Annotated in this window: 8 protein-coding genes and 2 pseudogenes; 5 read left to right on the top strand and 5 right to left on the bottom strand. The window is 37.8% G+C overall.

The window, feature by feature from the left end; genetic code table 11:
* From PVV69_RS08135 to PVV69_RS08150, 4 genes and pseudogenes are all read right to left on the bottom strand, one after another.
* Positions 1-235 (bottom strand): annotated as a pseudogene (locus PVV69_RS08135) (DUF3987 domain-containing protein); the annotation flags it as partial.
* A complete protein-coding gene (locus tag PVV69_RS08140; RefSeq protein ID WP_273757115.1) occupies positions 232-1,128 on the bottom strand; it encodes a toprim domain-containing protein in 897 nt (298 codons plus the stop codon). The pseudogene PVV69_RS08135 and the gene PVV69_RS08140, both read right to left, overlap by 4 nt.
* A 102-nt stretch (positions 1,129-1,230) precedes the next feature.
* Positions 1,231-1,431: an AlpA family transcriptional regulator gene (locus PVV69_RS08145; protein ID WP_004856846.1), complete on the bottom strand. Its 201-nt coding sequence runs from the start codon at positions 1,429-1,431 to the stop codon at positions 1,231-1,233.
* A 208-nt stretch (positions 1,432-1,639) separates the two neighbouring features.
* Complete coding sequence (locus tag PVV69_RS08150) at positions 1,640-2,806, bottom strand: site-specific integrase (RefSeq protein WP_273757116.1); 1,167 nt, start codon at positions 2,804-2,806, stop codon at positions 1,640-1,642.
* 213 nt (positions 2,807-3,019) lie between these two features.
* On the opposite strand from PVV69_RS08150, the pseudogene PVV69_RS08155 reads away from it, so the two are divergent.
* A pseudogene (locus PVV69_RS08155) lies at positions 3,020-3,422 on the top strand (helix-turn-helix domain-containing protein).
* Between the two features lie 902 nt (positions 3,423-4,324).
* Positions 4,325-5,356 (top strand): aspartate-semialdehyde dehydrogenase, encoded by a 1,032-nt coding sequence (locus tag PVV69_RS08160; RefSeq protein ID WP_273757117.1) that lies wholly within the window; start codon positions 4,325-4,327, stop codon positions 5,354-5,356.
* Between the two features lie 335 nt (positions 5,357-5,691).
* Here PVV69_RS08160 and PVV69_RS08165 read toward each other — a convergent pair whose 3' ends face one another.
* The gene (locus tag PVV69_RS08165; RefSeq protein WP_273757118.1) at positions 5,692-6,318 is read right to left on the bottom strand and encodes an SH3 domain-containing protein; all 627 of its coding nucleotides are present in this window, start codon (positions 6,316-6,318) and stop codon (positions 5,692-5,694) included.
* 510 nt (positions 6,319-6,828) lie between these two features.
* Between PVV69_RS08165 and PVV69_RS08170 the strand changes: the two genes are divergently transcribed.
* The 3 genes from PVV69_RS08170 to PVV69_RS08180 are packed head-to-tail and all read left to right on the top strand — an operon-like array spanning position 6,829 to position 9,361.
* Positions 6,829-7,647 (top strand): MetQ/NlpA family ABC transporter substrate-binding protein, encoded by an 819-nt coding sequence (locus PVV69_RS08170; RefSeq protein ID WP_273757119.1) that lies wholly within the window; start codon positions 6,829-6,831, stop codon positions 7,645-7,647.
* Positions 7,648-7,674: 27 nt separating this feature from the next.
* Positions 7,675-8,709 carry a methionine ABC transporter ATP-binding protein gene (locus PVV69_RS08175; RefSeq protein WP_273757120.1) on the top strand — a complete coding sequence of 345 codons (1,035 nt, stop codon included), beginning with the start codon at positions 7,675-7,677 and terminating at the stop codon, positions 8,707-8,709.
* Positions 8,702-9,361: a methionine ABC transporter permease gene (locus PVV69_RS08180; RefSeq protein ID WP_273757121.1), complete on the top strand. Its 660-nt coding sequence runs from the start codon at positions 8,702-8,704 to the stop codon at positions 9,359-9,361. Before PVV69_RS08175 ends, PVV69_RS08180 begins: the two co-directional genes overlap by 8 nt.
* The last annotated feature ends 2,048 nt before the right edge of the window (positions 9,362-11,409 follow it).

An 11,409-nucleotide genomic window follows, 5' to 3' on the forward strand; every position in this document is an offset into this window, starting at 1 on the left:
AATCAAGAGAAGATTGTTGAATATCAGCAACGTCATAAATATAGGTCCCTAAACTTAAAGGTACTTGAGCAGGATGAAAAGGTTCGACGGGTAAGAGAGCATTCTCAATCGGTTTTAATTCCCCCCACCCATTTTGTTGCAAGGCTTGTTCATAAGGAATGGCTTTTAAACAAGCATTATCGTTATCATTGACGGGGGTATTTTCATTGTTGTTTTGTAAATTACACTCTTTCATAGTTCCCTCTTTTGAGAAAGTAATACATTATTAAAATCGGTTCCTTTTGGAGCTTGTATGATAAAGACCTCAAAGCCTTGGCTATAAGCACGCTTTGCAAGGGTGAAACCTGCTTTACGACCCGCATCATCGCCGTCCATTGCAATTGTCAGACGTCCTTTTATCGGGGGTAAATTCACACGCATCATGCCACTGGTAGAAAGAGAAGCCCATAAATTCACGGGCTCTGATAACAAACCAGACAGCAGAGACAGACCCGTTTCAATGCCCTCACAAATAACCAGATGTTTTGGATTGTCTTGGCTTAAATGCACAGCACCGCCCATAACAGAACCCAACATGGCTTTTGCTGGTCTCTGATCTGTTTTGCAGCCATTGGCTTTTAAAAAGGTTCTATGAATGGCAAAGGAACCAGCGCCCTTAACAAGCGCCACCAACGCGGGCAGTGTCATTCCTAAGGGGTGTGGACATTTGTCGTGAAAACGTAAATCAGAAGGCAATTCACAAGTAATCCCCCGATTGCGTAAATAGGTTTCTGCTAAAGTATCTTTGATCGGTTGGCTTTGTTGCCAAATTGCTTTTGCTCTCTCTGCTTTCTGTTTTGCTCGTTTGAGATCAGCACAAAACTGTTTTGAGAAAGAGAGCGTGTGATCATAAGCTTTATCAACAAAGGCTTGTTTCCCCAGCAAGCCAATTCTTCTAAGCGCTTGTATGATCTCTCTAAAAGAGCAGCCCGCATAACAAGTGAGTAAGAGACGCCCATCATGTCCATTGGCAAGGGATAAGCTAGGCAATTGATCATCATGGGCTGGACAACGGGCACTTCCATAATGCCCATACCAAACCCCACGCAAGGCATTTGTGATGCCCTGAGCATTCGTAAAAGAAAACATGTTTTTTTATCCTATGAATATTGCACCATAGGACGGATTGTGCTAACTCTAGGGTGATGAGTTTGAGAAAGCCTTGTCCGTCCTTACGTGACAAGGTTTTTTTTATGCGACGTCGTTATAACGTTGCTGTTTCGCTTGCTCTATGACATTGATCAGATCCGATTGTAACCAACGGGATAAAAAGCCAAACTTTAAAGGTTTTGGTAGAGAGCCATTGGTCACATGACGGCGGAATGTTGAAACACTCATATGAAGCAATTTTGCACTTTCGCGGTCAGTTAAAAGAATATCGTTTTCTGTCATTATAATTTCCTTTCAAGAGTAAAAAATGGGAACAAATCATAAGCATTTATTAACCATATTTTTGAATCACTGGAAAGGTATTTAGTCTATAGAAAACAGTGTTTTATTATACATTTTCTGATGTGATAATTTATGAGTCTCATTGAGAAAGAATGAGAGAAGAGAGAGCTAAAGTTATCCACAGAAATGGGGTAAATGACCCCATATCTTAAGATTGACCTGTGACATAAGCCGCCCATTTATCCATATAGACACGGCGCTGTTCTAAATAATCAGTCCGACGATAGGCACGCTCTACTTTACCACCCACTGTATGAGCTAGAATGGTTTCAGCGACCTCATAGGGGGCATCAGTTGTTTCAGCAAGCCAATCACGTAAACTAGAACGAAATCCATGGGGACGTGCTTCAAGTCCAATCTGTTGCATATATTGTGACATACAATTCTCACCAAGAGGACCTCGACCAGTTGCAGAAAAGAAAAAATCATTGCGAGAAAGCGAGCGCGCTTGTTTTAGAATGTCTAATGCCTCTGTAGATAAAGGCACACGAAACTCTTTTGTCGTATCACGCTTTCCTTTCATATTTTCAGCAGGAATTGTCCAGACATCATCTTCAATTTGATCTTTATGGATATAACGTAAAGGACGTGTACGAACCCCTGTAAGGATAAGCAAGCGCAAAGCTAAATGTGTCATTGTTATCGTTTTACTGAGTGTCTGATAAAAGGCAGGAACATCTTTCCAATCCATGGCTGGTATATTTTGTGTTTTATGGAGTTGTTTCCCTAAGAGAGCGCGTGCTTTTTCTGTTGCTTGTAAATCAACATCCAACCCTAATGCAGCCGCATGTTTGAGACAAATATTAAGACGATTCAGTGCTTTCTCTGCTGTTGAAGCTTTTGTATGCCAAATGGGAGCGAGGGTATTGCGTATCTCTGTTTGCGTAATCTCAGAAACCGGCAGACAGCCTAATTTAGGGAGAATATGAAGCCGTAAAGGTAAAAACCAGTCTCCAGCCTTACCATCATCTTTTAATTCAGCTTTACGACTTTCAAAAGCATCCATGGCAATATCTTTTAAATAATGAAGATTGCTTATTGCCTCACGCTTTTGTTTATCGCGTTCTTGAATAGGGTCACGACCCTCATGCAAAACAGAACGCCATTGATTTGCTAATTCACGAGCTTTTTTTAAAGAGACATGTCTTAAAGCACCCAAGCCCATTTCGCGACGACGTCCGTGAATGGTATAACGATAAAGCCATTGAGCACCACCATCTTTACGCTTATGGAGTAACAAGCCGGCACCATCATTATATTTGCCAGCCCCCAATGTTGCGACAGACCTTGCATTAAGACGGTTCATAAGGACCATTTTTACTCCTTTCTTATACAGTTTTTACCCACACACCAGCCCCGCTTTTGACGTGCAAGCAAGTGATATTAATTGATTCAATCTGAGAGGGTTTAGAATGAGAAAACCTTACTATATTCGGGTCTTTAATTCAACATGCAGAACAGTAAATTATATATATAAATCAATGTGTTGCTAGCACCCGGAATACCAACGCGAGGGCGCTCGCAACCGGTGGGAGGGAAAACGCAAGGTAAAAATCTTTATAACGACAAATTCATTGATAAATTCGTTGGCAAAAAAATTCGCTTCAGACGAAACATGCTGAAAATGTCTCAAAAACAATTAGGACAGTCGCTTAGGTGTTACTTTTCAACAAATTCAAAAATATGAAAAAGGCATAAATCCTGTAGGTGCAGGACGCTTGCAAGAAATTGCCGATATACTGGAAGTACCTGTTTCTTTCTTTTATGCTGATATCGCAACAAAAGAAAAAACTACAAATCCCCATGATGACAGAATATCGAGCAAAGCGGAATCTCTGCTTTTAAAAAATTTCAGAATGCTTACCCGCAAAAAACAAAGAGCAATCTTGCAATTAATTTCTCATGAAGAAAACAGCAGCTTATTTTCATAAATTACACTGAAATTTTCTTAAATAAAAAGCTTTATAACAGGAGAGCTGATTTGAATACCATAATCAAAAAACAGTCACGACAAAAAACGCCTGTTGCCTTCATAGTATAGCAAATTGATTGATCATGATCATTTATTATCATGCATATTGAATGCTCTCCCGAAGATCGTAAGATACTCTTATTTTAAACCCTCCCCATTAAATCAGCAAAAACTATCCGCTTGCACGTCACAGGCATAGCTTGTGTGTGAGTAAAAACTGTATAAAAAGTGCCTCTTATAAACACTTTTAAATACAAGAGCTTTCACCCCATTGAGAACTGGTAAAAGGAATAATGATACCAGCTTGCTTCTTCACAAGCGCACAGATGGGAGTACATAATGGCTTTATACCATTCATGATAGCCGTCGTGAAATGAGCATAAGTGTCTTAAGAAAGATCTCTTTAAAACAAGGGTGTCAATATGCAACACAATGGTATTCTATTCTTCACGACAAACATGCCCCCATGAGAACCTATCTATACAATAAATACTTAAACCAAATGAAATATAAAAAACTCTACCAACGCAATGCACGGATCAATTGTCAAAACATTCAACTTCTCACGAAAACAATGCATATAAAAATGAAGAATTCACGAGATGAGAAGACTGTAAAAAATACTGATACAACTTAGTATCAGTATTTGATTTTGTAACTCTCAAAATTTCAGAAGAACAGTAGATTTAAAATAAACCGCAATGGTGGCTATTGATTACAATTGATATGAACAAATTGAAGCTACATACAAAAATGAACTTTCTAAAAATAATATTCATTTAAATATTCCTTGACCAACTTACCTTCACCTGAGTATAGCCCAAGGGGAGAAGATAGAGAGAGGAACAGGAGTATAGAAAAATGAGTTTTAAAGTTGCAGTTGTTGGCGCAACAGGAAATGTTGGTCGTGAAATGCTCACAATTCTAGAAGAGCGTGGTTTTCCTACTCATGAAGTCGTTCCTTTAGCATCACGGCGTTCATTAGGACAAGAAGTTTCTTATGGCGATAAAACTTTAAAAGTAAAAGCGCTTGATAGTTACGATTTTTCTGACACAGATATTTGTCTCATGTCTGCGGGAGGAAGTATTTCCAAAGAATATGCTCCTAAAATTGCTGCTGTAGGCTGTGTCGTCATCGACAATTCATCCACTTGGCGCTATGATGCAAATGTCCCGTTGATTGTGCCTGAAGTCAATGCACAAGCGATTGGTGAATTTTCCAAGCGCAATATTATCGCCAATCCCAATTGTTCAACAATTCAACTTGTTCTAGCGTTAAAGCCCCTCCATAATGCAGCAACCATCAAACGTGTCGTTGTGTCCACTTATCAATCGGTTTCTGGAGCCGGTAAAGAAGGAATGGATGAACTCTTTGAACAATCACGAGCTGTTTTTGTTGCAGATCCCATCACAATAAAAAAATTCAGCAAACGCATTGCTTTTAATGTCATTCCCCATATCGATGTTTTCATGGAAGATGGTTATACAAAAGAAGAATGGAAAATGACGGCTGAAACAAAGAAAATTCTTGATCCTAAAATCAAGTTAACAGCCACAGCTGTTCGCGTTCCTGTCTTTATCGGTCATGCTGAAGCCGTTCATGTTGAATTTGAAAAGCCTCTAAGTGCCTCTGAAGCACAAGCCCTTCTACGCGATGCGCCAGGCTGCCAAGTAATTGATAAACGCGAAGATGGTGGCTATATAACGCCCTATGAAAGCACGGGTGAAGATGACACCTTTATTAGCCGTATTCGTGAAGATATCACCGTTGAAAATGGTTTAGCTTTTTGGGTTGTTGCGGACAATTTAAGAAAGGGAGCTGCATTGAATGCTGTTCAAATTGCGGAATTACTGGCATCCCGTAACTTAATAAAACCTAAGTCAGCAAATTAAACAAAAAAGCAGCATAAAGCAAAAGAGTGCTTTATGCTGCTCTATTTTTCGTAACTCCTGCCAATCACCGTTATCCACTGACTTCCTTCCCCCACCTCAAATGACAAAGCTTCCTCCTCGTGCTAGTTTGTAAATAACCAGCTTTTTGTCTTATAGATTTCACCTGCTGAGCATTTGTATGATTGACTGACAGAAGGCTGTAAATCCTTCCCTGAAGACCTACCATATACTCTAAAAATACTTGAATGTATAAAGTCTATACGCCTTATATCGCTATACCCCAAATGACCGTGTTTTACGGCGTAATGGGATAAGTTATTGGATTTCTTTCTCTCTTATGGAACAGGATATGTCACAACACGGTAGCGTGTTTCATTGCGTTCAAAATTTTTGAAATTGACATCTTCCGGGAAAAAGGGATTATAAGCGTTCACGTGCTTTACAGAGACACCCTGTGCCTTTGCTGATGGATTAAAAATCGTTCGTTCATCCCTTTTTTTGACACCTGTAGAATCAATAATCATATCGGTTCTGTAGAATTTTTGTGCCTTTTTCCGTGTTTTTTCAGGCACTGCAAAATTTTTTAAACCAGAAACAATCTGCTTTACCTTTTGCTTTTGTGTTTTTATGGCAGAATTTGGCTTCACAGACATATCTGTAAAAGAGATTGTAGGAACATTATTGACGTTTAAATAACGTGCAAACACCCAACCAACCTTTCCATTATAACCAAGGGAACACCAAGTTTTATTGGAGAGACAACCATTAATTTGTACTTTTTCTCCCATCGGAACGGTTGCAATAACTTTATAAGCTGTCGCTGGACCTGAGCGTAAAACCGCCTGACCTGATGCTACACGAGCAACATTTCCAAGCGCCGCATGGGCAATCGTTACTCCAAGCCCCACTCCCCCCAAAGCTGATAAAATCAGTGTTGTTGATAAAAAATTCTTTTTAAACATTATGTTTCTTCCTCTCTAAAATGTGAAGGGCAAAATATTTACCTTGGCAAAAATTTGCCGCGTTTAAGTCAAGTGGTGATCAATTCTTTGCCTGCTCAAAGAATTCACCACATTTCGAGAAAAGTTCATCCCTTAACCGCCCTGTAAACACAGTCTATTGTCTTGATTGCGTACTATTCTCCCCATGGATTTACCACCCAAATGTCGTCTGACCGCGTAGCGCTATAAGCAATCATTACTTAAAGAAGTTTTGAAATGGCCTTTGGTTCCCCAAACAAAACATGATAAGAAAAGAATTTGTTGCCAAAATTGAAGAGCAATACCGCTCGTACATGATGTTGTTTTGCAAAGAATACTGACAAATAGAGAAAAAATAATACTCTTTTTTGCATAAAAGTGATTGAATATTTTATAAAGCTTTTATAGTCTCAGATCTCTTTAAATAAAGACGAGTATATTGAATCCTCTCTCAAGAAATCTCTTGGAAAAGCAAAAGAAAGACAAACGCGCATGACATTAAAAAAATTATTCCAGAGTGCAACTATCGGATTCCTCCTATCTCTTTTTGCACTTTTTTTGTCCAGTGCCTTTTCCATGGCAGCAGATAAATCAAAAATAAAACTTGGTGTTATGGAAGGGCATGAAGCAACTATTTGGCAAGTCGCAGCTGCACAAGCTAGAAAAACCGGTTTAGAGATTGAACTTGTTTATTTCTCTGATTACACCCTCCCCAATGATGCTGTGAATGCTGGAGAAATTGATGCAAATGCTTTTCAGCACACACCTTATCTGAATAATCAAATGGAACAGCGTGGTTATAAACTTTCAACCGTGGGATATACATTTCTTGCCCCAATTGGGGTCTATTCACACAAAATCAAAGAATTAAAAGAGTTGTCTGATGGTGCACATGTTGGCATTCCTAACGATCCAACAAATGGTGGAAGAGCCTTACTTCTCCTTAATTCGTTAGGTCTTATTAAACTAAAAGACCCTCATGATATTCTTGCATCGCCACTTGATATTATTGAAAACCCTAAAAACTTGCAAATTCGTGAATTGGATGCCGGTATGTTAGGACGAGCTGTTGATGATTTCGACATTGCCGTTATAAATACAAATTGGGCTTTGGTCTCTGGATTAGATTTACAACAAGATGCAATCGCATGGGAAAAAGCAGAAAATAATCCTTATAATAATATCATTGTTGTACGCACCAGCGAAAAAAATGAACCTTGGGTCAAAAAATTAGTCGCTGCTTACAATAGCGAACCTGTCCGTGCAAAAATCAAAGAAATTTTTGGTCCAGCTGCCAAAACATCTTGGTGATTGTGCCAAACATCTTGGTAATTGTAAATGGAAAAACCCGCTCTTATTTCCTTAAAAAATATCAGCCGTTGTTTTAACAAAACGGCTGGTATTCCAGCAGTGAATAATCTCTCCCTCGATATCCAGGCGGGTGAGATTCTTGGCATTATTGGACGCAGTGGAGCGGGAAAATCGACACTTATTCGCTGTTTAAATGGATTAGAACAAGTTGATTCAGGATCGATTTTTTTTGAGGGAATAGATGTTTCCAATCTCTCAGAGACAGAATGGGCACCTTATCGTCAACGGATTGGTATGATTTTTCAACATTTCAATCTTTTATCATCAAAAAATATTCTTGATAACATTGCACTGCCCTTAAAATTAAGTGGTATAAGTAAAAAACAGCGACACAAACGTGCCCTTGAACTCATTGAATTGGTAGGATTATCTGGTAAAGAATATTGTTATCCAGCAGAACTATCGGGGGGACAAAAACAACGGGTTGGTATTGCCCGCTCTCTGTCCGCTAATCCTAAAATATTGCTCTCAGATGAAGCAACCTCTGCTCTTGATCCAGAAACAACACAGTCTATTCTAGAACTTCTTGCCGATATTAATAACCGCCTTAATCTCACAATTGTGCTCATTACCCACGAAATGGAAGTTGTGCGCACCATTGCGCATCGTGTTGTTGTCCTCAATCAAGGACGCATTGTAGAAGAAGGACGTGTGAAAGATATTTTTACCTCACCGCAAGATGATACAACCATTGCCATGCTCAAGCTTGTGACCCCGCAACTTCCTGAAAAATTTGCAAAAAATCTTAAATCGATAGGCAATGAGGCTGTCATTGAAATCAATATTGCCGGTGAGATTGCCCAACAACCTTTTCTCAATCTTCTCGAAGATGAAACCGGTTTTAGAGCACGTATTTTACATGGTGGCATTGATACAGTCCAAGGTGAAACTATTGGGCGATTATTTTTAGGTTTCCCCGCAAAAGATAAAGAAGCTTTAGAAAAGGCTGTTCAGTGGTTGACCAAACAAGGGCGATATTGCGAGGTTTTAGGTTATGTTTAATGTTCTCTCTCATGAACTCCCAAGCGCCGTTCTTGATACAATATTAATGACAATAAGTGCTTCTTTGATGGCACTTATAATAGGGCTTCCCCTTGGTCTTCTGCTTTATACAACCGCACGTAGCGGTATTTTTGCCTCTTCTCTCATCAATCGCCCTTTGAGCATCATCATTGATAGTATTCGTGCCATTCCCTTTATTATTCTTGCATTTTATCTTCTCCCGATTACACGTATGGTTGTAGGAAGAGGTGTAGGAATGCCTTCGGTGATCTTTGTCCTCACCATTTCAGCTATTCCTTTTTATGCACGAATGGCCGAGCTTTCTTTTAAAACCGTTGAAAACGGCCTCATTGAAGCTGTCCGCTCCATGGGAGCAAGTCGTTTGCAAATTATCAGGCATGTTCTCATTCCTGAAGCACTTCCTAGTCTCATCACCGGTTTTACCGTCATGATAATTTCTCTTATAGGCGCCACTTCACTTGCTGGATATCTTGGTGGAGGCGGTTTAGGCGACATGGCAATCCGCTATGGCTACCAACGTTATAATACTTCTATCATGACAAGTGTTATCATTCTCTTAATCATTCTCAACGTCATTACCCAATGGACTTCTGATAAAATTGTACAAAAGCTTGATAAAACAAAGCACTAAAACAATTGAGTCATTCACACACTGTTTACCAAACACCATAACGCCTTTTAATGATGAGCTCCATTTTACCTTCTCTTGATGACGCATATATCGTAGAAAAAGGTATGGGGACATTTTAGGCAATCTTCATCCTTATCCTTTCAGCTATCTCTTTTGATGCATGAATGACCGCTTTCCTTTAAAACAGTTTTAAAAAAGGCTCATCAAAGCTGTCCGTTTTGTGAGAGCAAATCATCTATAAATTATCAGGCATGTTATTATTCCCACCAACGCATTGATTTATAATGATAATTGCCTCTTTACATACCGAATGAAAAACATAAATATCGTACGATACTCTTATTTTAAACCTCGTTTATATTGAATCAATCAAAGCTATTCCTTTACACATCACAAACAAGACTGGCATCTAAGTAGAAAAAGCGTGAAGCAATGCGTAATCTCTATTATTAAAAAAACACCGTAAATGCTTTTGAAAGCCGTAAAGTAAAATTCAAAATGGCCGATAATACAAGAACTGTTTTTTACTTAAACCACTCCTTATCCTGATCACCGGTTTTACAGTTATGATGATTTCTCTTCATCAGAGCCACTTCACTTACTGAATATTTTAATAGAGGCGATTTAGGCGACATGACAGACGACTCATTATAAATAAAACACAGTAAAGTCAATATGTTGAGTGTAATTATTTTATATGAATCCACTTAAGAATCCACATTTTTATACGTGATTCATTTGACCATTTTTTATAAACAATTGCCATGTATGAATAGAGCATAAAAAGCAAATCATGATGTAAATATTATAACGCATGTGTGTATTCAAATGAAATGAAAAGCAGTTATCATTTATAACAGTTCATAAATTTTATGATACGTTTTTATCATTCACAAATCGCATTGTTTTAAAATTTAGTCGTTTGAAATTATCGATAACATACGTTTAAAGATCACAGCTTGTTTTAACGATTGGATTGGTAATCGCATTATCAAGTATGAGATTATGATTTTTAAAATTGAGAAGGGTAAATCTAAAAATATTATAGCAATATTTTATTACCTATAAGAGGGTAATCGTTTGAAACTGTCATAAGCTTATAGGTTTTAATTCATTAAAGGTGCATAAAGGATTTCAATATCGTTTTTAAAGCGCTTATTAAAAAGTTAGTAAACGATAGGCAGGCATTATACAAACATATCATCACAACAGCGTATGAAATTAAAAACGTTATATCTTATGATAATCAAAAGCCTTTGAATGATATAACGCAAGCAAGCTGTCAATAAACGTTTTAAAAGTTATCGTTTAAAAATATGAAGCCAAATGGGGTCAATCCAAATATGGATTGAGTAATTTTAGTGACCCCAAATTTGGGGGCAGCTCTTTAAGATAAGCAAGCAAAATTCAAAACCATTGTAATGTCATAAGGCATAAGATTTTTCTAAATTTTTAGACAAAAGCGTCAATGTTTAAAGAATGCTCTATTCTAAAAATAACGCCTCCAAATTTGGACTGGTTAATGTGCAAAGAAATTAGGTTTTAATAAAAAGTGAAAATACGCTTATAAGAACCTCTTTAAGGAAACGTTTAAACATTTGAAACTGATGTTTTATAACAGCTATAAACTTAGTTATCATTTGCTCTTAAGGACGTTTCATTTACGAAAAACAAAGATCTAGATTTTACAGCAAAGCAAATAGAGCAAATCTTGAAACCCTTAAATTCTATAAAAACGTTTGTTTATTTGTCTTATGAAAGGCTGCTTTTAAGAACCAATGCGCATAAATGTAAAAAACGGGTTTTGTTATAGACATTCCCTTAATACGCCGTTGCTTTTGATTGTACTGATAAAGCTACCAAACGTTTTGATTTTAGAATGTCAGTTATTTGAATTCACTCAGCTCTATTTTGAGCTTAATATTTTAAAACGTTTTAAAGACGCATTTTGATCATGTGCTTTATTTCAGATAACGCCCTTTAAATATGAGAGCGTTTTATTGATACGTTTATAAAAATCAAAAGCATTTAGAGCCTCTTTTATTCAA

It is taken from the genome of Bartonella sp. MM73XJBT, from assembly GCF_028618465.1.
GTDB lineage: Bacteria > Pseudomonadota > Alphaproteobacteria > Rhizobiales > Rhizobiaceae > Bartonella.

Excerpts from the sequence above, each read along its gene's own strand:
- PVV69_RS08170 (WP_273757119.1), top strand. The coding sequence starts at position 6,829 with ATGACATTAAAAAAATTATTCCAGAGTGCAACTATCGGATTCCTCCTA.
- PVV69_RS08160 (WP_273757117.1), top strand. The coding sequence starts at position 4,325 with ATGAGTTTTAAAGTTGCAGTTGTTGGCGCAACAGGAAATGTTGGTCGT.
- PVV69_RS08150 (WP_273757116.1), bottom strand. The coding sequence starts at position 2,806 with ATGGTCCTTATGAACCGTCTTAATGCAAGGTCTGTCGCAACATTGGGG.
- PVV69_RS08140 (WP_273757115.1), bottom strand. The coding sequence starts at position 1,128 with ATGTTTTCTTTTACGAATGCTCAGGGCATCACAAATGCCTTGCGTGGG.
- PVV69_RS08145 (WP_004856846.1), bottom strand. The coding sequence starts at position 1,431 with ATGACAGAAAACGATATTCTTTTAACTGACCGCGAAAGTGCAAAATTG.
- PVV69_RS08175 (WP_273757120.1), top strand. The coding sequence starts at position 7,675 with ATGGAAAAACCCGCTCTTATTTCCTTAAAAAATATCAGCCGTTGTTTT.
- PVV69_RS08165 (WP_273757118.1), bottom strand. The coding sequence starts at position 6,318 with ATGTTTAAAAAGAATTTTTTATCAACAACACTGATTTTATCAGCTTTG.
- PVV69_RS08180 (WP_273757121.1), top strand. The coding sequence starts at position 8,702 with ATGTTTAATGTTCTCTCTCATGAACTCCCAAGCGCCGTTCTTGATACA.